Here is a 20895-nt window from a genome sequence, read left to right as displayed (position 1 = left end):
GCCCTGGCCGAGGTAGCTCGCCTTGAACCACGCGGCGATCCGCTGCTGATCCTCGTCGCCGTGCCACGCGATGCCGCACGGCGCGCTCAGCCCGATGACGCCGAAGATCTCGACAGGCCCCCTCGGCTTCTCCTTCCGGATCGGGACCATCCCGATCCCGGCGGCGAAGGCGAGAAACGTGTCCACGACGACCGGATCCGCGTCGGTCGTCGCCATCACCTCGGCGATGATGAACCTCCACACCTCGTACGTCGTCGACGTCATCCGCAGGTGGATCGAACGCGAGAGGCCGGCGGGCCCGGCCCGTGGAGGCTTTCGGTGAGCGGGCGCGGCCAGAGACGCGCGCGCCGTCCCCTCTCGTCCTGCCCGCAAGCCCGGACCTCGTGGGTTGCGCGTGCCGCGCGGTGCAGGTGCGCGCGTCGTGGCTGCCGAGCAGGCGGCAGCCACGACGAAGAAGGTCGGGAACGCAGCTGGCGGAAACCCGGTCCGCTTAGTCGCGGCGAGGCCGCCGGGGTCGCGGACAAGTGGCCGGCGACGTGCTCGACGGCGGGCCGTGAAGCAGAACAGCCCCGGCCGGAACCGGGACGCCGGTCGGACACGCGCCTGCCCGGGTCCCCGGCCCTCACCCCGGGACGCGCGCCGCGGCGAGACCCGCGAACGTGGCGAGCAGGACCTGCGCGAGGTTGTAAACCACTGGCCCGGGCGGGGCGTTCCGGGCCTGTTCCGTGGTTCCCACGATGCTGGTCATCGGCTTGCCCGCGACCGCCGCCGCGGCCGCGACCTCGTCGATAGCTTGCGCGACAGCGGGTTCCGCCCCGCCGCCGGTCAGGCCGAGCGCCACTGACAGGTCGGCCGGGCCGACCAGGACCGAATCGACGCCGGGGACCGCGAGGATCTCCGCCGCCGCCGCGCACGCCGCCGGGGTTTCGAGCATGGGCACGACGAGCGTGGTCTCCGCGGAGCGGGCCAGGTGCTCCTCGACGCCCCGGGCGCCGAAGCGGCCGGCTCGGCTGTAGGTCGCGAAGCCTCGCTCTCCGAGCGGCGGATAGTGCGCGGCGGCGACCGCGGCGCGAGCCTGTTCCGGGGTGTCGACGTGCGGCACGATCACGCCGTCCGCGCCCAGGTCGAGCACGCGCAGCACCAGCGCGGGTTCCGCGGCGCCGACCCGGACCAGCACGCCGAGCCCGTGCGCCTGCGCGGCCACGACGTGCTGCTGCAACGGCACCAGGTCCGCGGGCCCGTGTTCGCAGTCGAGCACGACGAAGTCCAGCCCCGCCACCCCGGCCGTCTCGACCAGCGTCTCGGACGGCATCCGCAGCAGCCCGCCGAGGAGCCGGTTTCCCTTGCCCAGCCGGTGTTTCAGCGTCGTCACCGCGCCACCATCCCGGCGGACAGGTCGATGTCGGCCGCGCACAGCCCCGGCATCCGCAGCATCGCCAGCACCGCGGCCGCCACCTCGGTCTCGGTGACCATGCGGCCCAGTGCCGCGCGGCTGGTGAACGCCCGCTCTGCCTCGGCGTAGCTGGCCCCGGTGCGCTCGGCTTCCAGCCGGAAGTTGCGCTCCATCCGCGGGCCCTCCACCGGGCCCGGCGAGAGCGAGTTCACCGCGACCCCGAACGGCCCGGCCTCCCCCGCGAGCGTGGCCGTCAACCCGAGAACGGCCATTTTGGACGCACAGTAGGGAGTACGGCGCAGCAGCGGCCGTTTCCCGCTCACCGACGCGATGTTGACGACGTCTCCGCTGCCCCGCGCCGTCATCGCCGGAAGGAAAGCCCGGCACACGAGGTACACGCCGCGCACGTTCACCGCGAACACCTCGTCCCATTCCGCCGGTTCGACCTCCACCAGCGGCTTGACCGGCCCCGCGACACCGGCGTTGTTGACGAGCACCGAGATCTCCTCGCCCGCGAGTTCGGCCGCCAGCGCGGCCACCGACTCCGGATCGGCCACGTCGCACCGCGCTGCCCGGCCCGGACCGGGCAGCGCGGCCACCGTCTCGTCGAGGGCGGCCTTCCGCCGCCCGGCCACCACGACGCGCGCCCCGGCTCCGGACAGGGCGGCCGCGATCGCACGGCCCAGGCCGTTGCCGCCGCCGGTGACGAGCGCGGTGCGGCCGGCCAGCTCGGCCGTCACGCCGGGTTCCACGAGAGTTCTCCCCGCCGGAACTCGGCCGCGCGCACGTCGCCGGAGCGGGCGTGGCCCTCGAACAGCTCGACCCGCGCCGCGCGTCCGCAGACCTCGCCGAGCCGCACGCTCGACTCGCTGCTCGTGACCTCCTGATAGGTGACCGTCTTCAGGTACTTGCCCACCCACAGCCCGCCGGTGTACCGGGCGGCGCCGCGGGTCGGCAGCACGTGGTTGGTGCCGATCACCTTGTCGCCGTAGGAGACACAGGTGCCCGGACCGAGGAAAAGCGCGCCGTAGTCGCGCATCTTGTCCAGTGCCTGGCGCGGTTCCTCGGTGAGCACTTGCACGTGCTCGAACGCGTAGCTGTCGGCCAGGGCGAACGCCTCGTCGAGGTCGTCGACGACGTGGATTTCCCCGTGGTCGCGCCACGCCGGGGCGGCGAAATCGCGGGTCGGCATCCCGGGCAGCAGCGCCTCGACGTGGTCGAGCACCTCCCGCGCGACGTCCTCGGCGGTGGTGATCAGCACCGCCGGGGAATCCGGCCCGTGCTCGGCCTGGGACAGCAGGTCCACCGCGACGACGAACGGATCGGCGGTGTGGTCGGCGACGATCAGCACCTCGGTCGGACCGGCGAACAGGTCGATCCCCACCTCGCCGAACAGCTGCCGCTTGGCCTCGGCGACGTAGGCGTTGCCCGGCCCCGCGATGAGGTCCACCCGGCCGACCGTCTCGGTGCCGACCGCGAGCGCGGCCACCGCCTGCACCCCGCCGAGCAGATAGATCTCGTCCGCGCCCGCCAGATGCATGGCCGCGACGGTCGCCTCCGGGATCTCCCCGCGGATCGGCGGCGTGCACGCGGCCACGCGGGGCACCCCGGCGACTTTCGCGGTCACGATCGTCATGTGCGCGGACGCGGTCAGCGGGTACCGGCCGCCGGGCACGTACGCGCCCGCGGCGGCGACCGGAACGTGCTTCTGTCCCAGCTGGACACCCGGCAGGGTCTCCATCTCGAACTCCCGCAACGATTCCCGCTGCCGCTGCGCGAAGGCGCGCACCTGGTCCTGGACGAACCGGATGTCGTCGAGCACCTGGCCGGGCACCCGCGCGACGATCCGCTCGATCTCGGCGGCGGAGAGCCGGAACGATTCGGGCGACCACGAGTCGAACTTCGCCGAGCAGTCGCGGACCGCGGCGTCCCCGCGCTCGCGGATGTCGGCGATGATCGCCCCGACGCGGTCGCGCACGTCGTCGCGGGCGGCGCTCACCTGCTCGACCGGGACAGCGGATTTGAGGGTCTTCGGCATTCAGGACTCCTTCACGAGAGAAACGGTGCTGCACAACCAGTCGTGCAGCGCGGCGGCCGCGGCACGGGGCGCCTCGACCGTCAGCAGGTGTCCCGCTTCCGGGAGCACTCGCACGTCGGCGCGGCCCGCTCGGGCGGCGATCGCGCGGTGAAACCCGGGTGGGCACAAGGCATCGCGTTCGCCGCACAGGACCAGCACCGGACAGGACAAGCCCGCGACCGCGTCGTGGGCGTCGCGCCGAGTGGCCTGCGCGGCGAGCTGGGCACGGAACGTTTCCGGCCCGACTCGCCGCGCCATGTCGAGGAAACGCCGGCGCAGCACGGAATTCGGGTCGGCGAACATCGTGGGCAGGATCTGCTCCGCCACGACAGAGCCGAAACCGCCCGCGCGCGTGCGGCGGTCGAACTCCGTCCAGGCGGCGAGCTGTTCCGGGGTGGGCGCGCCGGCGTTGGTCGAGACCGCGCAGAACCCGGCGAGCCGGTCCGGCGCCCGGCGGGCGACCTCGAACCCGGCGATCGCGCCGAGGCTCAGCCCGGCGAGCACGAACGGCCCGTCGACGGCGGACAGGATCTGCTCGGCCATGCCGCCGAGGTCCGGCGCGGTGATCTCCGCGTGGACTACCGGCCCCGGGAGCCGCACGTCGGCCCAGACCTCGGCGTCGCAGAGCATTCCGGGGACGAGGACCACCGGCGGCACGGTCACTGGCCGACCGGCCGGGGCAGCAGGTGATAAGGCGCGAGGTAACCGTTGTGGTCCACGCCCACGCCAGCGTCGGCGGCCGCCTTGACGACCTCCTCGTCCCATTCCAGGCGCACCCGGCCGTCGCCGCCGTTGACGACGAGCATGGTCGCCCGCTCGCCGGAGACATTGCGGACGCGCCGCCACACCCCGCGCGGCACGGAGACCATGTCCCACGGGCCGAGGCGCACGCTCACCTCGTCGTGCCGGTTGAGCGTGACCTCCCACTCGCCGTCCTTCACCAGCAGCACCTGCGTTTCGTCGTGCCGGTGCAGCGGGACGCCCTCGCCCGGCTCGGCGCGCAGCCACGCGACGTTGTGCCCGTGCGGGTTGTAGATGCGCGGCTCCTGGTCACGGTCCTCGGTCATGCCGAAGCCGATGACCGGAGCCAGTTCGGCGCCTCCCCCGGGCACGGCACTGCCGAGCAAGCCGAGGGCAGACCACTCCAGGTCCTCCGCGGCAGCCACCCGCCGCCGCAGCTTCGCGGCGTCGTAGGACGGCAGAGCGGCGATGTCGGCCGGCGCCATCGGGGACACCAGCTCCTCCGGGTCCGGGACCTCGTCGCCGGCGAGCGTGTCGATCAGCCGGTTGTCCGCGGCCAGGTGGAGGCCGTGCCCCTGCGCCTCCCGCAGCACCGAAGGGCCCCAGATGATGCCTCCGGTGTCGTCGTGGCCGAGCACGGTGAACAGCCAGCCGTCGTCCGGGCCGATGTTGGTGAACCCGCGGAAGATCCAGGTCGGGATCGAGGCGATGTCGCCCTCGCGCAGGACCAGTTCGCCCTCTTCGCCGTCCGCGCCCCAGCGGAGCAGGAACTCGCCGCGGAAGCACAGGAACACTTCCGCGGTGAAGTGCAGGTGCAGGTTGTTCGTGATGCCGTGCGGCATCGCCGCCGCGCCGATGTTGAACCCGTGCGGCTCGCGCAGGTTCACGACCTGGTCCGGGTTCTGCGTCACGCCCGGGCCGATCATCGAGTAGTTCTCCTTGCGGTCCGACCCGGGCGTCCGGCAGTCGATGAACGCCTGGTCGCACGACACGAAATCGGCCCGCCGGATCGTGCGGCGGGCCAGCTCGGCCGCCGTCGCCCGCTTTTCGTCGGTGTGCATGCAACCCCTCCGAACTAATGTGTTTATACGTATGCATACGACCACCGGCACCGGCCGCCTGTCAAGACCGGGCTGCGCCGGAACGGTCCAGGAACCGCCGCCGGAGCGCTGGGCGCTTCCGCTAGGATTCGTATGCACAAGCGGTGGCACGGGAAGAGGAGTCGATGTCGATCACGAGCCATGACGTGGCCCGGCTCGCCGGGGTTTCGCAGCCGACCGTCTCCCGGGCGCTGCGCGGCGACCACCGCGTTTCGGAGGCCACCCGCACGCGGGTGCGGGAGGCGGCGGACGCGCTCGGCTACGTCCCGAGCGAAGCCGGGCGCAGCCTGGCCACCCGGTCGACCCACTGCGTCGGAGTGGTGGTCACCGACCTGACCAACCCGTTCTACCCGCACCTGATCGGCCCGCTGCACGACACGCTCGAACAGCACGGCTACCGGATGATGCTCTTCGCCGAGCGCAGCGAGGCCGCGCTGGAGACCGAACGGCTGCTGGACCGCTCGATCGACGGGGTCGTGCTCACCACCGCGGTGGTCGGCTCCGCGCTGCCCGCCGAACTCGTCCGCCGCGGCGTCCCGTTCGTGTTCCTGAACCGGGAAACCGGCACGAACCACGCCGACGCGGCGGTGGTCGACAACGAGGCGGGCGGGCGGCTGGTCGCCGAGGAACTGCTGCGGCTGGGCCATGCCGACATCGCGCTGATCGGCGGCCCGGCGGACACGACCACCGGACGCGACCGGGAACTCGGCTTCCGGGTCGGGCTGTCCGAGGCGGGCGTCGGCCTGCCGCGCCGCCGCGTCCGGCAGGGCCCCTTCGACTACGACACCGGGTACGCCGGGCTGCTCGACCTGTGGTCCGACGGCCCGCGGCCCACCGCGGTCTTCTGCGGGAACGACGTGATCGCGATCGGCGCGATGAACGCGGCCCGGCGCCTCGGCCTGGACATCCCCGGCGAGCTGACCGTCATCGGCTTCGACGACCTGCCGATGGCGTCCTGGGAGACCTTCGACCTCACCACCGTGCGCCACGACCTCGACGGCATGGCCAAGGCGGCGGCGGACCTGCTGGTCGAACGCCTCTCCGGAACCGCGCCGGATCTCGCGTCGCGGCGGACGGTGTTCACTCCGGCTCTCGTGCCGAGGGGAACGCACGCGGCCCGGTGACCGGCGCGCGCTGCCTGCGGCCGGTCTCCGCCCACGCGGACGGGGTGATCCGGCCGCCGTAAAGCGGCATCGGAATCGGGTCGTCGTCCTCCCGCAGCTGCTCCCACACCCGCGTGACGCCGAAACTGCCGTACTGGCGCACCGTGGTCACCGCGTCCAGATCCACCACGGCGGTGAGCACGCCGGAGCCGGACCCCGGCAGTTCGGCGAGGAGCTGTCCCTCGGGCCCGGCGAGCACCGAATGCCCGGCACCGGTCGGGCCGCCCGCGTTCACGCTGGCCACGAACACCTGGTTGACCGTCGCGTTCGCGCGGGCGAGCACGACCTCCTGCGCCCGGTCGGCGGTGTCGGTGCGGACCACGTTGAGCACCAGGTCGGCGCCGAGCCAGGCGAGGTGGCGGGTCGTCTCGGGAAACCACGCGTCGAAGCACACCGAAAGCCCGACCCGGCCGATCCCGGGCACGCCGAACACCACGAACTCCCGGCCCGGCTTGAACGGTTCCCAGGGCCGCCAAGGGAACATCTTCCGGTACGCGGCAGCCAGTTTTCCCTCGGGCGAATAGACCACCGCGGTGTCGTACACGTGCCCGTCGCCGCCTAGTTCGGCGACGCTGCCCGGGCACAGCCACAGCCCGAGATCCCCGGCGAGTTCGGCGAAGCACCGATGCCGCGGACCGTCCTCGACCGGTTCCGCCGCGGCCACATCGGACTCGGCAGTCAGATGCAGTTCCGGGTAAGCGAGCAGGGTCGTCCCGGGGAACCGGGCGGCGGTCGCGTCGGCGTGCGCGGCGAACCCGCCGAGATCCCCGGCACCGCGGCCGGGAACCTGGGCCAGCGCCAGCGAAAGCGGCCGCACGCTCACACCTCCTGCCGGGACAGCCTGCCCGTGCGCAGCGCCGCCGTGGCGCGGTGGGCGGCCATGCCCTCGGAGGCGGAGATCGTCTCCACGGCCCCGGCGAGCGCGGGCGTCGCGTCCCGGCCGACCCGCTGGTAGGTCAACGGCCGCAGGAAGCGCGACACGGACAGTCCGGCGCTGTGCCGCGCGCCGCCCGCGGTCGGCAGCACGTGGTTCGTCCCGGCCATGCCCTTGTCGGAGTAGGCGACCGTGCTCCACGGGCCGAGGAACAACGACCCGTACGCGGTCAGGTGCTCGTGGTACCACTCGTCGTCGGCGGTCTGGACCTCCAAGTGTTCCGGGGCGAGGTCGTCCATCAGCGCCGCGGCCGTGCTCCGGTCCGCGGCGACGGTGATCGAACCGTGGTCGCGCCAGGCCGGGCCCGCGATCGGCGCCGTCGCCAGCCCGCTGAGCTGCCGGTCGACCTCCGCCGCGACGCGCTCCGCCAGTCCGGCGCTCGTCGTGACGAGCGCGGCGGGCGAATCCGGGCCGTGCTCGGCCTGGCCGAGCAGATCCGCCGCGACGAGTTCGGGATCGGCCGTCTCGTCGGCGAGCACCGCGACCTCGGACGGACCGGCGGGCAAATCGATCGCGACGGCGCCGAAAAGCTGCCGCTTGGCCTCGGCGACGAACGCGTTGCCCGCGCCCACCAGCATGTCCGCCGGCGCGTCGCCGACCAGCCCGTAGGCCATCGCCGCCAGCGCCTGCACCCCGCCGAGCAGGAACACCCGGTCCGCCCCGGACACATACGCCGCGTACAGCACCGCCGGGTGGGGCCCGCCGTCCGGCTGCGGCGGCGTGCACGCGACCACCGACGGGACCCCGGCCGCCTTGGCGACGTTCACCGTCATGAACGCGCTGGCGGTCAACGGGAAGCGGCCGGCGGGCAGGTACGCGCCGACCCGCGGCACCGGGACGTAGCGGTACCCGGCGACGAGACCCGGTTCGAGTTCGACCTCAAGGTCCTTGAGGGCGGCGCGGGAGGCTTTCGCGAACGCAGCGGTGCGCTCGGCCCCTAGTTCGATCGCGGCGCGGAGTTCGCCGGGCAGCTTGGCGCCGCCGCGGCGCATCTCGTCCCGGGAGATCTCCAGCGGCCGTCCGTCGTAGCCGTCGAGTTCGGCGGCGTACCGGGTGACCGCGTCGAGCCCGCCGGCGCGGATCTGCCCGAGCATGCGGGTCACCGTCTCGACGACCCTCGGGTCGCGCTGGGCCGGCGCTCCCCCGGCGGCAGGCTGCTTGACCACGGTGAACCGGCCCGCGAAACGACGTTGGGTGGCTTCGGTGAAGTACATGGCCGGAAAACTAGTTTCTCGCATGCCACGGGACAACCTTGTCTTGCATTGGGTCATCGATAGGATTTCCTTGTGACACTGACTCAGCTCCGGGCACTGGTCGCCACCGCGCAGCTCGGCTCCTTCACCGCCGCCGGCACCGCGCTCGGGTACAGCCAGGCGGCCATCTCGGAACTGGTCCGGCGGCTCGAAGAGGAATGCGGCCTGCAGCTGTTCCACCGCGGCGCGCGGCGGCTGGCCCTCACGGCCGCCGGAGAGCAGCTGCTGCCGCACGCGCAGCAAACCGTGAACGCGGCCGAGAACGCGGAAAACGCGATGAAGGAGGTGCGCGGCCTCACCGGCGGGGTCGCGTCGTTCGGCCTGTTCCGCAACGCCGACTACTACTTGCTGGCCGAACTCGGCGAACGGTTCGCGACCGCTTACCCGAATGTGCGGATCCGCCTGGTGGGCGTCAATGCCGCCCTCGTCGCCGACGCCGTCGCCGCCGGTGACCTCGAAGCGGGCATCGTGGTGCTCCCGGTGACGCCTGCCGGGCTGGAGACCACTCCCCTCGCCCGCGACGAAGTCCTTTACGTGTCCGCGGATCCGGCGCACACCGCCGCCCCGGTCGACATCGCCGCGCTGGCCGAGCGCAGGCTTGTCTTCTACGACGCACACGCGGGCAACGCGGACCCGGACCGGCTGCAGCTCGCCGAACGCGCGCAGCTCGCGGGTGTCCGGCTGGAGCCGTTCGTGGAGGTCGAACAGGCACCGGCCGCCCTGCACCTGGTTTCCCGCGGCGTCGGCGACACGTTCCTGTCGCGCGCGGTGGCCGAACGGCTCATCCGCACCGAGGGCTTGCGCCTGCACACCACGACCTTCGACCCGCCGCTGCACAACACGTTCGCGCTCGTCCGGCGCGCGCACGCGCGGCTGTCCCCGGCGACCGAGGAACTCGCCCGGCTGGCGGTGGATCTGTTGCTGCGCAACCCGACGCTCGAACACCGGCGGCCCCTGCGCGCGCAGGGGCCGCCGGTGTCCTGAACGGAATTCGCCTCAGCGGGCGTACTTGTCCGCGGAAAGCTCGCTGCGGTAGGTCTCCTTCATGAAGAGCGTGATCACCGCCAGCGCCAGCACCGCGGCCGCCGCGAGGTAGGCCCACACCGCGTAGATCGTGCCGAACTCCGAAACCAGCAGCGTCGCGACGAACGGCGTGATCCCCATGAAGATCGAGAACGAGCTGTTGTAGGCGATCGAGCTGGCGCTGAACCGGGTCCGGGTGGCGAACAGCTCCGCCGCGCACACCGTGACGATGCCGGTCAGGAAGAACTCCGGGATCAGATAGATCAGCTGGCTCGCCACCGCGCCGCCGAAGGTCCCGAGCTGGCCGACCCGGAACGCCACCGGCACCAGGACGATGCAGCACACCGCCCCGGTGATCAGCATCGGTTTCCGCCCGATCCGGTCCGACAGCGCGCCGGCCAGCGGCAGCAGCGGGATCAGCACCGCGACCGAGATCATGTTCGACAGCCAGGCCGCGGACTTCGGCAGGTGCAGGGTGTCGGACAGGTACTCCGGATAGAACGTGACCCAGGTGTAGGACAGGATCGCCAGCATGATCGACGCCCCGCAGAACACGAGGATCGGCCGCCACTGCGACCGCAGCGCCTCGCGCAGCGGCGCCGCCACCACGTTCGTCCCGTGGTCGGTGGCCGCCATGAACTCCGGGCTCTCTTCGATCCGGCTGCGCAGCCACATCCCGACCGCGCACAGCGGCAGCACCGCCAGGAACGGGATCCGCCAGCCCCAGCTCTGCAGCGTTTCGTCGCTGAACACGGCACTCATCAGCGCGGCGGTCCCGGCCCCGGCGAGAATGCCCAGGAAGCAGCTGTTCGACGCGAACGAGGTGTAGTACCCGCGCCGGCGCGGCTCGGCCCACTCGACGACGAACGCGACCGCGCCGACGTACTCGCCGCCGGCCACCATGCCCTGGAACACTCGCAGCACCAGGAGGATCAGCGGGGCGGCGAGCCCGATCTGGCGGTAGGTCGGCAGCACGCCGATCGCGGCCGTCGACACGCCCATGAGCACCACTGTCCACAACAGCACGCGCTTGCGCCCGAACCGGTCGCCCCACCGGCCGAGAACGGTGCCGCCGAACGGGCGAACGAGGCACGCGATCGCGATCACCGCGTACGCGCTCAGCACGCTCGCGGTGCGGTCGCCTGCCGGGAAGAACGAGGCCGCCAGCACGGGTGCCATGTAGCCGTACAAACCGTAGTCGAACTGTTCGACGAAGTTCCCGATGCTGCCGGCGAGGATCGCCCGGCGGATCACCCTTCGACGTCCGGTCGCCTCAGCGGACGCGGCGGTGCTCGGCGCGACGGTGGACATGACACCTCCATGACGGGGTCACAACGGCCGGAGCCGCCTGCATACGTATGACGAAGGAACATAAGTGGCGACCCGGCCGCGGTCAAGGTGCACCGAGCGGGCATTTACTGCGATCATGAGCCAAAGTCCGGCACCGGAAGCAATCCGGACTTCGTCTTGTCCCGGCCAATGCATACGGATACAGTGCCGGGCAAGCCATCCGCAGCCGTGAAGGGAAAGACCATGCCGCTCGACCCGGTCGCCTACCAGCCCTACGAGGACCCGGACGATTTCATCCGCGAGGTGACCGACCGGATCTGGGTACAGCGCGACATCTCCTACATCGTCGACAACTACGAACCCGACTCGATCGTGCACGGCGGGCTCGGCACCGTCGCCGGGCGGGACGGCGTCATCGAAGGCAGCCTGATGCGGATCGCCGAGGTGCCCCAGCACGTGGGCCAGGCCGAGGACGTCGTCTGGGAAGCCCGCGGCGGCGACGCGTTCTTGAGCTCCCATCTCGTTTTCTCCAGCGACACCCACCTCGTGCGCGGCGTCCCGGCACCGATCCGCAAGCGCACCATCGCGAACTGCCTCTACCGGCGGGGCCGGATGGTCGAGGAGTGGGTCGTCCGCGACGAACTCGCCGACTGCCTGCAGCGCGGCATCGACCCCGCCGAGGCGGCGCGCGAGCTGCGCTTCCGCGGCTACGAGGGTTCGATGACCAAACCCGCGCCCGCCGACGTGCTGACCGCGGGCGACAGCGGCCCGCGCCCGGACGAATACCGGCCGGAATGCGAAATGGTGCTGGAGTTCGTCGAAGAGGTCTGGAACGCCCGCCGGCTGCACAAGGTCGCCGAATTCATGCACCGGGACCTCTTCCTGCACACCGTCGGCGACCGGACGGTGCTCCGGCCCGACGGCTACCAGCGGGACCTGCTGGCCCAGATCGCGCCGTTCCCGGACGCGCGTTTCGAGGTCCGGGACGTCCAGGCGAACTACGCCGAACGCTACGCCGGGCTGCGCGTCGCGGTCGCCTGGGTCATGCGCGGCGGCTACCGCGGCGCGGCCGACTTCGGCCCGCTGACCGGTCAGCCCGTCGACCTGCTCGGCGTCTCGCAGTTCCTGATCCAGAACGGGCGGATCGTGCGGGAAGTCCGGGTGTTCGACCAGATCGCGCTGCGCGCGCAGATCAACAGCCACGAAAACTCGTTCGCCGACACCAACATCTACTGAGCATCCCGCAACGACCGGGCAGTGCCCTCGGGGAGCGCGCCTTCGTCCAGGCGCGCTCCCCGGACGTCGGGCTCGCTCCGGCGTCCGCAAGGGGCTGGACGCCTGTTTTCGCCTTCTGCCCGCCACCGGCGCGGCTCACCGGAGGCCAAGACACGAGGCCGCGCCAGCGCCGCACCGCTCGCACGTCCAGCAGGTCCCGGTCCCGGGTGGGCGATCGCGCTCAGCGAGCACCAGACCGCCGGGAAAGCACCGAAGACGACGGCACCGTAAGCGGCGGTGCTCGCGCCCGCCCCGAGCGGCGGCACGGCTCCGCCGGTCACCAGGCCGACGTTGTAGGCGAACGCGGAAGCCGTGCATCGGTACCGGGCCTCGAAAATCTCGGACAGCATCACGGTGATCGAACCGATTTCCCAGCCTGCGATGAGCGTCGTCGCGCACAGCAGCGCCAGGTACCGCATGCCGGACGCCGACTGCGAAACCGGGACGACAGCGGCCCCAGTCGCCGCCAGAAGGATCGGGCGGCGGCCGGCCCGGTCGGAGGCCATCGCGCCGATCACGGTGCCGAGGGACCAGCACCGGCCGCCCGCGATGCCTGCGGCCAGCACGGTGTTTCGGCCCAGCCCGGGGTGCGCGGTCCCGGCATCGGCGAAGTACACAGCACCGAGGCAGGTGACGGCCTGCCTGATCCCCGGCGACCAGAAGCATCTGCTGCGGTGTGCCAGGAGGCGTTGACACGATCAGGTGGGACGGCGGGCGCGGCCGGACCGCCCACCTCGGACGGGGCCCTCGGCGCGGGGTCCGTTCGCCAGGTCAAGGGCAGGAAAGCCCCCGCCCCGGAGACTGGCAAGTGATTCGAGGTGGGCACCGCGGACGAAACCTCGGCATGGCGGATCACGCTGACGCTGATCCGGGTCGCGGTTTCCTGGTCGGCGCGGCAGGCGAAGCCGATTGCCCGAAGCTCCCCGGCTCGCGCATCGCCCGACGCCGAGAAAAACCCGCGGAAATCCTCGCCGCCGGGTTGAGCCCCGCTGGTGCCCAACCCGGCGTTCGACGGGCGGCGGCTCGCAATGGCGCGATCGGAAACACTCGCCCGCCGCCGGTCACTCCGTCCGCGGGACAACCTTGCCGAGCTTGCCCGGCGAATCCAGCCGGACCTCAGCCGCACGCGCGCGGGCCCGCGACCGGCGACATCGCCGGCTTGACCGGCAGCGAACTGCCGCAGGCCGGGACGACCGACCGGCCCCTAACCCCGGCAGCGGCCGCCGCGGTCGAGCCCACAGTCGCCGCAAGCACTGGTGCACGGCAATGACCGGCAGGCGCCTCGCCGGGCCGATCTCGACCGCGCACCCGTTTCAGGGGCCCCGGAAGGGGCAGTCCCCGCTGGCCTTCGCCCGGAGACGGAGGAATCATGGCTCAGATGACCCAGGAACCGCAGCAGGCCGGCGGCTCGCTCGCGACGCCGCGGCGCACGTGGATCGGCGACCACGACCCGACGGACCAGAACTGGCAGGAGGCAGGCGACGAGATCCGGCTGGCCGCCCAGCGGGCCGGAAGGGCGTGGCAGCAGCCGGAAACCGATTGACCGAACCCCGGACCCGACGACGGCGAAAGGGATGATCGGGCAGGCGGAGTTGCCTGATCGTCCTCCGGCTCTCGCCGCCGTCGCCGGGTGCGGGCCCTCGGCCGCCCTCGCCGCACCGTCGCCGGCCGTCGCGTCGTCGCAGGTCAGCACGCCTCGGGTCGGCCAGATGGCCGATGCCCGGACAGGGTTGCCCGCCGACTGGCCTGAATGGACGGACTTTTCGGACGATCCTGTCCTTCCCCCGGTCTCCCTACCTTCGGAGCGCTCCCGCTTCCCGCGGAAGCGGACCGTCGCCGAAGGAGTTCGCATCGATGAAGATGCTCGTGGGGCTCGCCGCCCTCGCCGTCGCGGGAGGTTTGGCCGCCGCGATCTGCCTGACCGCCGGTTCCGGCGGCACTGACTGGCGAGCCGCGTGCAGAACGGCCCCCGCTCCGGCAGCGGGCAAGCACCCCACAGCCGTCGCCGAAGCCCGGAAAGCTTTGCTCAGCAACGGGAACGACCCCCGGCTCGAGATCGAGGTCGTCGACCTCGACGCCTGCGCGGTGGAGGTCGGCTGGAAAGCCGATCAGCCGCAGGCGACCGCGTCGGTGGTGAAACTGCTCATCGCGCTCGACCTCCTCGACCGGTCCGGAGTCCCCGAAGGCAGCGAGGCCGACGCCGTCCACGCCATGCTCGCGGCCAGCGACGACCGCGTCGCCAGCCGGTTCTGGCAGCAACTCGGCGGACCGGCGATCGTCCGGCGGCAGGCGGGGAAGCTGGGGCTCTCGCACACTTCGCCGCCCGGCGAGCCTGGCCAGTGGGGGTCGACGAAAATGTCGCCCGAGGACGTCGTCGCGGTCTATCGGCACATCACCTCGGGCCGGCCGGACGAGGAACGCGACTTCCTCACCGAGGCGCTGGAAAGCGCCCCGCTCACCGCTGCCGACGGGTTCGACCAGCATTTCGGGATTCCGCGCGCCTTCCCCGGTGCGGCATGGGCGATCAAACAGGGCTGGGGCACGTCGGAGGGCCGGCGGGTGCTGAACACGACCGGCCTGGTCCGGACGGAGTCGCGGACGTTCGCGGTCGCGGTGATGAGCACGTGGGACGACGGCATCGATGTCGCCACTGCGACCAAGGCGCTCACCACGGCCACGGGGGCGCTGAAGAACTCGCTCGTCGCTGCCGGCGAACTCACCTGAGCGAGTCCGGTGCGGCCCCGGCCCCGACCTGCCCGGCGACCGCCGGCCACAGCGAGCGGACACGGTCACGCGACCAGCCCCGGCCGTCGGAGGAAACGTGCGCGGTCACCGTGCCCTCGGCGGTCGAACGGGAACGGATCGCGAGGGTCGTGGGAGCGCGCGTGTCCTTGGGCCCGGCAGCCGCGACGACCTGGGCGGTGACCGGGCCGAACTCATACGGTTCGGGCCAGTCGTCGGGAACGTACTCGTAGAACGGCACCGCGTCCGGAGTCTCGCGGAACGCCCGGACTTCCGGCATCGGGAACCGGCAGTGGCGGCGGCAGTCGCGCAGGACGTCGCGGACCTCGACGGCGTACTCCGGGGTCAGCCGCGACGGCGGGGCCGGGAGCGGGACATACGCGGTGAGCAGGCAGGGGCCCAGCATCCGGCGCCACTCCGGACGGTCCCGCAGGCCGAAGACAGTGGTGAACACCCGCGGCCCCGGTCCGGTCCAGGGCCGCATCGCGCAGGCGAGCGCGGCGAACAACGTCGTGGCCGGGGTGGTGCGATGCGTCCGCGCGAATCGGTGGACCGCTGCCAGCCCGGCCTTCGGCAGCAGCGTCGCGCGCTCGGCGTAGGGCGGACCGTTCTCGTCTTTCCGAACTGACACGAAGTCCCGGGCCATCGCGGTTTCCCACCACGCCCGGTCTCCGGCTTCCGTTGTCCGGCGCTGGCGGGCTTCGGCCGCAGCGTAGTCGCCGTACTGAGCGGCGGGCATCGGCGGCGCGGGGCCGCCCAGTTCGGCGGAGTACAGCGCGGCGAGCTCCCGGCAGACGGCCCAGACCGTGCCGGGATCGGCGACCAGATGGTGCAGATGCACGGCGAGCAGGCCGGGATCGCCGCGCACCAGGCGGACCACCAGCGGTCCGGACTCCGGCGGGACCGGCGCGTGCAGCCAGTCGGCCGGGTCGCTGCCTTGGTGCACCTCGAAAACCGGCGGACCGGGCGGGGACACCACCTGGGCCTCGTCAGTCACCCGGGTGCGGAGTATCTCGTGCCGGGCGATCAGGTTCGTCAAGGCGGCGGACAGCACGTCCGGGTCGAGCGGCGCGCTCAGCCGGAGGACGGCGTTCATGGTGAACCACTGCCCGGTGAAGTCCGGGCCGCAGTCGAGCATCGCCCGTTGGAACACCGAAAGCGGGCGGGTGTTCACGCGGCCAGCTCCGCCGAGTAGTCGGCGATCCCCGGCAGCGCTCGCCGCAGGTTCTCGTGCATTTCGGCGAGCAAGCCGACGGAGAAGCCGCTGTCCCGCCACGTTGCGTACGGGAGGCCGAAACCGAGCTTCTGCCACACCTCGGCGTTGCGCTTTTCGGCTGCTCCCAGGGGTTCCAGCAGCAGCAACGGGGTCGCGGCCCACAGCGAGTCCAGGCAGGTCCCGCCGCCGGGTTTGCTGACCGTCGCCCGTGCCGAGCGGACCAGTTCGAACGAGTCCGGGTGCGCCTCGCCGCGGGTGTAGGTCCCGCTGCGTTCGGGCCGGAGCGGCGGGAAACCGTTGTCGTGCCAGGGATGCCACTCGGGGTCGAGCATGAAGTGCCGGATCCCGGGGCGGGAGTCCACATCGGACTCCCGATACGCGAGGACGTCGAGGGCGAACCCGGCGCCGGCCAGTTCGGCGACGTGCGCGCGGTAGGTGCCCATCCCCCAGCCGCCGCCGTGCAGGTACAGCCGGGGCTCGCGCTCCGCCCACGACAGCGGCGGGCGCGCGCTCACCGGCACGCTGCGCGGGACCGTCATCGACGCCCCGTCCACCAGGAAGACGTCTTCGTGCGGCATCTGCCATCCGGCCGCCTTCCGAAAAGACGGCGAGGCGACGGCATCGATGTGGCACAGCACCACGCGCACGGTGCGGCCGCGCGCGAGGTAGCGCTCGACGATCGGCAGCCAGAACCCGGAGAAGAGCACGAAGGTCTCGACCTGCTCGGCGTCCCAGCGGGCGAAGAGTTCCGCTTCGGCGGCCGGATCGGTCACCGCCGCCGGGTCGGTCGCGAGGCGGTGCCCGGCCTTGGCGAGGCGGAAGTCGCGGTGGAAGGCCCATTTCATCTCCGCGGTGATGGCCAGTTTCCGCGGTGGCAGCAGCCGTTCGAGCACGCTGACGTCGGCGGCCGCGCCGCGTTCGCGCAGTCGCCTGGCCAGCAGCAGACCCGGCACGTGCACACCCAGTGCCACGCCGGAAGTGAGAACTTCGATCACGACGACCTCCCGAGGAACGTCAAGGCCCGGCGCAGATGCGCGGCGGCCAGCTGGATCGTCGCGGGTGCGCCGCCTCCGCGCGGCACCGTCTCGACCAGCATGATCAGGTACAGGTAGCTGCGGTACAGCGCGAGCCGGACGCGAGCCGCGTCGTCGAAGACCAGCTCGCCGCCCGCTTCGCGGTAGCCGCGCACGAAGCCGGCGTCGCGTTCGACGTCGCCGAAGAGGGCCGTCGACACCAGGTCGGCGAGCGGGTCTCCCCAGAACGCGCGTTCGCCGTCGACGAAGCCGGTGATCCCGGAGTCGCCCAGCAGGATGTTGCCGGGCCACAGATCGAAGTGGACCAGCACCGGGGTCCGCACCTCGGACAGCACGCCGGTGCGCGCCATGAGCGTCGTGCGGATGTGGTCGAGCGGAGCCGGCAATGCGGCGGCGAACCGTTCGGCGTCGGCCAGCACTGCGTCCAGCATCGCGGTGAACGCTGCGCGCCAGCTTGGCGAGAGCTTGCGTGGATAGCCGAATCCGGCGCCGGTGATGCGGTGCAGGCGGGCCACGAGGCCGCCGAGTTCGGTCCGCAGCGCGGGGCGTTCCGCGGGCGGCACGCGGCGGGCGGCCCAGCTGTCACCGGGAAGTTCGGTCATGACCAGGACGTCGCCGTCGACCAGGCGTCCGGAGAAGTCGGTGTGCACCACGCGCGGAACCGGCACGGCGGCTGCGGCTGTTTCGCAGAACAGCGCTTCGGTGCGCAGCAGGCCGCGTTCGTAGGTCAGCGCGGGTGCGTCCGGCGGCGGGGAGACCTTGACGACCAGGCCGGGCGGGCGGACCCGGTAGGCGGTGTTGAAGGTCGCCCCGGGCAGCGACGACCATTCCGCCTGCCGCACCCCGGCCGCGGCGAGCACCTCGGCGATCATCTGGCCTCCATTCCGGCTGCCGAGAGCGCGTCGAGCAGACCGGCTCGCAGGGTCGCGCTCTCGCCGGGGCGGGCCATCAGCGCGCAGTAGATCCGGCCGCCTGGTGCGGCGAGGCCGCTGCCGCCGACCACGGCGACTCCGGGGGCTGTGCCGCCTCGATAGCGGAGCCGGTGCAGCGCGGCGAAGAGGTCGCCGATCCCCTTGCCCGGCGGGACTTTCAGGTCGAACCGCCACAGGTGGCAGCGCAGGCCGTGCGGCCGGACGCGGCGATCCAGCAGCAGCGACAACAGTCCCAGGGACTGACGCGCGTTGATCTCCAGCACCGGCACGAGCGTCCCGTCCGCGAGCACCATCGCGTCCACGCCCGCCGGCCCCCGGTAGCCCGCCGCGGACAGGGCTTCGGCTACCGCGGCGAGGGTTTCGCCGTATCCGGTCGCGGCCAGCTCGGCGAGGAGCGCGTCCGGGGCGGGTCCCGATCCGGCGTGCCGGAAGCCGCGGTTGTGCATCACTTGCACGCCAAGGGTTTCCCAGCGCCCGCCGGCGTCGATGCGCACGTGCGCCGAAAAGTCCGTGCGCCGGTCGAACCGGGGCTGGACCAGGAGTTCGACGCGTGCTTTCTGCGCCTCCAGCGTGCGGGTGACCGCGCGCAGCACGCCGGGCGTGGTCACTTCCAGGGTCGCGCGGCCCGAGACTCCGTACGGGTCTTTCACCACGCTCGGCCGGGTGCCGACCGCCGCGGCGAGTTCGGCCGCGGACCGGACGACGACGCCCGCACCGGGCAGGCCGAGCGACCGCACCAGTGCGTGCGACCAGGTCTTGGAATTGACCTCCGCCACGGTTTCCGCGGCCGGAAGCCGGTCAGCGCGACCGAGCCGCGCGGCCAGTGCGACAGTGTCCGGCAGCACTGCATAGGGAGCCATCTCCGGCCGTCCGGCCAGCGTCTCCGCGTCGACAGCTCGCTCGATCGGGCTACCCGGCGGCGCCGGAACCGCGTGGTGGTCGAACTCGATGCCGCACTCGGCCAGCGACGCACGGATCTCCCGGGCCGGGGCGCGGCGGGTGAGCAGCAGGTCTCCCGGCGAACACCCCGCGGCGAGGAGTTCGTCCAGGTCGTCGGCCGCGGCGCCGCCGGGAGCGGCCGGCAGCGTGGCCAGATCCGCGGGCCGCCACCAGCGTTCGGCGTCGAAGGTGCCGAAGCGCGCCGTCGCGGTCATGACGTCGCGAGCGTCCGCAGGAACCCGGTGAACCGGCCGAACACGCGCAGGTCGTCGAGTTCGAGGTGCTCGTAGTCCAGCTGCACGCCGAGTTCGTCCTCGACGCCGAGCAGGAAGGAGATCATCTGCAGCGAGTCCAGCCCGTAGTCGTCGACGAGGTCGGCGTCCTGGCCGATCTCCCCGGCCGCGGTTCCGTTGTCCAGCACGGCGACCAGCACGTCGGCGACCCTGCGTTCGAGGTCTGCCACGGAACTCACACTCCGTTGAGGTAGAGGAGGACACACCGCGAGCAGACGGGCATCATCCCGTTCGCGCCGAGGATGCGGCGGACCTCGCGGAAAGATTCGTTGTGCCACAACCGCACCGGGTCCGTCTCGTACAGGTTGCCGACCACGAACTCGGGGAAGAACTTGCACGAGCTGACGTTGCCGTCGGCGTGCACCTCCATCCGGTTCGACACCGCGAGACACCGGCTGCGGTGCTGCGCCGGTTTCGGCGTGCCGAGCACGAAGTCCTCGACCTCGTCCGGTTCGAGCTGCGGCTGGTAGCGGATCCGCACGCGCCACCGCCGGGACGCCAGCCGCGCCATCGATTCGCGCAGCCGCGGCAGGCATTCCGGAGGCAGCCGGTAGGTGTAGGAATGCCAGGTCGGCCGCGCGGTGCCGGTCCGCGGAGCCAGCCAGGCGAACGACTCGGCGTAGACCCGGTCCATGGCCTCGGCCACCTCCGGGCTGATGTACCACGGGAACTGGAAGTAGACCGTGTTGACGCCGAGGTTTTCCGCCCACTCCATGAATTCGTACATCGTGTGCACGGTCCGGTGCGACACCATGCAGTTCACCGAAACCTCGCCCGCGAAAACGCCTTCGCGCTTGAGGCCGAGCATCAGCTCGATGTTCTTCGTGGTCCGGGCGAAAGTGCCGCGGCCGCGCAGCTCCTCGTGGTCGGCGCCGAGGCCGTCGAGGCTCACCAGCAGGTTGAGATGCTCGCCGAGCGCCAGCAGATGGTCGAGATTGCGCTTGAAGAGCAACCCGTTGGTGCAGACGGTGATCGTGCGCGGCGAACGGCGCAACAGCTCGGCGATGTCGCCGAACCGGCTGTGCAGCAACGGCTCGCCGCCCCAGACGAATACCTTCGAACGCACGGATTCCGTGGCATCCAGCAGTTTCGCCACGATATCCACGTCAAGCTCGGTCCGTTGCTTGGCGGGGCCGAAGTCGCGGAAGAAACCCTGTTCGCTCCACTGGTAGCAATGGCTGCAGCGCAGATTGCAGCGATACGTCAGCTGCAGGCACAGTTCCCTCGGCAGCGGCGTGGCGTAGGCCGGGTCCTCCGCGACGGCCCGGCGTGCCGACGAACGGAGCGCCACGGTGTGCTTGAGGTCCGCGAATTCCTTGGCAGTCAACGTTCTCGTGGTCAGCGGACGCATTGATCGTCCCCTTCCGGTTGCGGCTCGTTCCGAGGTTAGGAACGCCGAGAGGGCGGCGACACCCCTAGGCCGGGCGGCAGGGGAAGACCGCGGAAACGGGACAATCGCCGCCAGCCGGGCACGGGTTTCCAGACGCTCC

Annotated in this window: 20 protein-coding genes and 1 pseudogene; 5 read left to right on the top strand and 16 right to left on the bottom strand. The window is 71.8% G+C overall.

Going from position 1 to position 20895, the window contains the following annotated elements:
- From BM362_RS17635 to BM362_RS17610, 6 genes and pseudogenes are all read right to left on the bottom strand, one after another.
- Positions 1–264 (bottom strand): annotated as a pseudogene (locus BM362_RS17635) (hypothetical protein); the annotation flags it as partial.
- A 358-nt stretch (positions 265–622) separates the two neighbouring features.
- A complete protein-coding gene (locus BM362_RS17630) occupies positions 623–1372 on the bottom strand; it encodes an HpcH/HpaI aldolase family protein (protein ID WP_093573826.1) in 750 nt (249 codons plus the stop codon).
- A complete protein-coding gene (locus BM362_RS17625) occupies positions 1369–2145 on the bottom strand; it encodes an SDR family NAD(P)-dependent oxidoreductase (protein WP_067581841.1) in 777 nt (258 codons plus the stop codon). Before BM362_RS17625 ends, BM362_RS17630 begins: the two co-directional genes overlap by 4 nt.
- The gene (gene hisD / locus BM362_RS17620; RefSeq protein ID WP_067581839.1) at positions 2130–3431 is read right to left on the bottom strand and encodes a histidinol dehydrogenase; all 1302 of its coding nucleotides are present in this window, start codon (positions 3429–3431) and stop codon (positions 2130–2132) included. Before hisD (BM362_RS17620) ends, BM362_RS17625 begins: the two co-directional genes overlap by 16 nt.
- Positions 3432–4118, bottom strand: coding sequence for an alpha/beta fold hydrolase (locus BM362_RS17615; RefSeq protein WP_208865230.1), 687 nt, complete (start codon positions 4116–4118; stop codon positions 3432–3434).
- A gap of 11 nt (positions 4119–4129) precedes the next feature.
- Complete coding sequence (locus BM362_RS17610; RefSeq protein WP_067581835.1) at positions 4130–5272, bottom strand: cupin domain-containing protein; 1143 nt, start codon at positions 5270–5272, stop codon at positions 4130–4132.
- Between the two features lie 164 nt (positions 5273–5436).
- Here BM362_RS17610 and BM362_RS17605 point away from each other — a divergent pair, with 164 nt between their 5' ends.
- Complete coding sequence (locus tag BM362_RS17605; protein ID WP_067581830.1) at positions 5437–6435, top strand: LacI family DNA-binding transcriptional regulator; 999 nt, start codon at positions 5437–5439, stop codon at positions 6433–6435.
- On the opposite strand, the gene BM362_RS17600 is transcribed toward BM362_RS17605, so the two are convergent.
- Both BM362_RS17600 and hisD (BM362_RS17595) read right to left on the bottom strand, forming a co-directional pair.
- A complete protein-coding gene (locus tag BM362_RS17600) occupies positions 6392–7291 on the bottom strand; it encodes a carbon-nitrogen hydrolase family protein (protein WP_067581826.1) in 900 nt (299 codons plus the stop codon). The two genes, BM362_RS17605 and BM362_RS17600, sit on opposite strands and share 44 nt — an antisense overlap.
- Before the next feature lie 2 nt (positions 7292–7293).
- Positions 7294–8622, bottom strand: a complete 1329-nt coding sequence (gene hisD, locus BM362_RS17595; protein WP_067581823.1) for a histidinol dehydrogenase — start codon at positions 8620–8622, stop codon at positions 7294–7296.
- Between the two features lie 72 nt (positions 8623–8694).
- Here hisD (BM362_RS17595) and BM362_RS17590 point away from each other — a divergent pair, with 72 nt between their 5' ends.
- Complete coding sequence (locus BM362_RS17590) at positions 8695–9645, top strand: LysR family transcriptional regulator (protein WP_093573824.1); 951 nt, start codon at positions 8695–8697, stop codon at positions 9643–9645.
- Between the two features lie 12 nt (positions 9646–9657).
- Here BM362_RS17590 and BM362_RS17585 read toward each other — a convergent pair whose 3' ends face one another.
- A complete protein-coding gene (locus BM362_RS17585; RefSeq protein ID WP_093573823.1) occupies positions 9658–10995 on the bottom strand; it encodes an MFS transporter in 1338 nt (445 codons plus the stop codon).
- A gap of 222 nt (positions 10996–11217) precedes the next feature.
- Here BM362_RS17585 and BM362_RS17580 point away from each other — a divergent pair, with 222 nt between their 5' ends.
- Positions 11218–12210, top strand: a complete 993-nt coding sequence (locus BM362_RS17580) for a nuclear transport factor 2 family protein (protein WP_093573822.1) — start codon at positions 11218–11220, stop codon at positions 12208–12210.
- On the opposite strand, the gene BM362_RS17575 is transcribed toward BM362_RS17580, so the two are convergent.
- Complete coding sequence (locus BM362_RS17575; protein WP_093573821.1) at positions 12204–12866, bottom strand: MFS transporter; 663 nt, start codon at positions 12864–12866, stop codon at positions 12204–12206. The two genes, BM362_RS17580 and BM362_RS17575, sit on opposite strands and share 7 nt — an antisense overlap.
- A gap of 752 nt (positions 12867–13618) precedes the next feature.
- On the opposite strand from BM362_RS17575, the gene BM362_RS47500 reads away from it, so the two are divergent.
- Together BM362_RS47500 and BM362_RS17570 are read left to right on the top strand one after the other, a co-directional pair.
- Positions 13619–13792: a hypothetical protein gene (locus tag BM362_RS47500; RefSeq protein ID WP_157904914.1), complete on the top strand. Its 174-nt coding sequence runs from the start codon at positions 13619–13621 to the stop codon at positions 13790–13792.
- Positions 13793–14103: 311 nt separating this feature from the next.
- A complete protein-coding gene (locus BM362_RS17570) occupies positions 14104–14973 on the top strand; it encodes a serine hydrolase (RefSeq protein WP_093573820.1) in 870 nt (289 codons plus the stop codon).
- Here BM362_RS17570 and BM362_RS17565 read toward each other — a convergent pair.
- The 6 genes from BM362_RS17565 to BM362_RS17540 are packed head-to-tail and all read right to left on the bottom strand — an operon-like array spanning position 14966 to position 20756.
- Positions 14966–16165 (bottom strand): condensation domain-containing protein, encoded by a 1200-nt coding sequence (locus BM362_RS17565; protein ID WP_093573819.1) that lies wholly within the window; start codon positions 16163–16165, stop codon positions 14966–14968. The two genes, BM362_RS17570 and BM362_RS17565, sit on opposite strands and share 8 nt — an antisense overlap.
- Positions 16162–17202: a glycosyltransferase family protein gene (locus BM362_RS17560; RefSeq protein ID WP_067581800.1), complete on the bottom strand. Its 1041-nt coding sequence runs from the start codon at positions 17200–17202 to the stop codon at positions 16162–16164. Before BM362_RS17560 ends, BM362_RS17565 begins: the two co-directional genes overlap by 4 nt.
- A complete protein-coding gene (locus BM362_RS17555; RefSeq protein WP_093573818.1) occupies positions 17199–18113 on the bottom strand; it encodes a phosphotransferase family protein in 915 nt (304 codons plus the stop codon). Before BM362_RS17555 ends, BM362_RS17560 begins: the two co-directional genes overlap by 4 nt.
- On the bottom strand, positions 18110–19327 hold the full coding sequence (locus tag BM362_RS17550; protein ID WP_093573817.1) for a hypothetical protein: 1218 nt from the start codon (positions 19325–19327) through the stop codon (positions 18110–18112). Before BM362_RS17550 ends, BM362_RS17555 begins: the two co-directional genes overlap by 4 nt.
- Positions 19324–19575, bottom strand: coding sequence for an acyl carrier protein (locus tag BM362_RS17545; RefSeq protein ID WP_093573881.1), 252 nt, complete (start codon positions 19573–19575; stop codon positions 19324–19326). Before BM362_RS17545 ends, BM362_RS17550 begins: the two co-directional genes overlap by 4 nt.
- A 5-nt stretch (positions 19576–19580) precedes the next feature.
- On the bottom strand, positions 19581–20756 hold the full coding sequence (locus BM362_RS17540) for a radical SAM protein (RefSeq protein WP_093573816.1): 1176 nt from the start codon (positions 20754–20756) through the stop codon (positions 19581–19583).
- Positions 20757–20895 lie beyond the last annotated feature (139 nt).

The organism is Amycolatopsis rubida (assembly GCF_900115345.1).
In the GTDB taxonomy this organism is placed as follows: Bacteria; Actinomycetota; Actinomycetes; order Mycobacteriales; family Pseudonocardiaceae; genus Amycolatopsis; species Amycolatopsis rubida.
Note: the sequence above shows the minus strand (reverse complement) of the source record. Positions and strands in the feature narration are given on the sequence as shown.

Excerpts from the sequence above, each read along its gene's own strand:
- BM362_RS47500 (WP_157904914.1), top strand. The coding sequence starts at position 13,619 with ATGGCTCAGATGACCCAGGAACCGCAGCAGGCCGGCGGCTCGCTCGCG.
- BM362_RS17585 (WP_093573823.1), bottom strand. The coding sequence starts at position 10,995 with ATGTCCACCGTCGCGCCGAGCACCGCCGCGTCCGCTGAGGCGACCGGA.
- BM362_RS17610 (WP_067581835.1), bottom strand. The coding sequence starts at position 5,272 with ATGCACACCGACGAAAAGCGGGCGACGGCGGCCGAGCTGGCCCGCCGC.
- hisD (WP_067581823.1), bottom strand. The coding sequence starts at position 8,622 with ATGTACTTCACCGAAGCCACCCAACGTCGTTTCGCGGGCCGGTTCACC.
- BM362_RS17555 (WP_093573818.1), bottom strand. The coding sequence starts at position 18,113 with ATGATCGCCGAGGTGCTCGCCGCGGCCGGGGTGCGGCAGGCGGAATGG.
- hisD (WP_067581839.1), bottom strand. The coding sequence starts at position 3,431 with ATGCCGAAGACCCTCAAATCCGCTGTCCCGGTCGAGCAGGTGAGCGCC.
- BM362_RS17605 (WP_067581830.1), top strand. The coding sequence starts at position 5,437 with ATGTCGATCACGAGCCATGACGTGGCCCGGCTCGCCGGGGTTTCGCAG.
- BM362_RS17580 (WP_093573822.1), top strand. The coding sequence starts at position 11,218 with ATGCCGCTCGACCCGGTCGCCTACCAGCCCTACGAGGACCCGGACGAT.
- BM362_RS17540 (WP_093573816.1), bottom strand. The coding sequence starts at position 20,756 with ATGCGTCCGCTGACCACGAGAACGTTGACTGCCAAGGAATTCGCGGAC.
- BM362_RS17570 (WP_093573820.1), top strand. The coding sequence starts at position 14,104 with ATGAAGATGCTCGTGGGGCTCGCCGCCCTCGCCGTCGCGGGAGGTTTG.
- BM362_RS17550 (WP_093573817.1), bottom strand. The coding sequence starts at position 19,327 with ATGACCGCGACGGCGCGCTTCGGCACCTTCGACGCCGAACGCTGGTGG.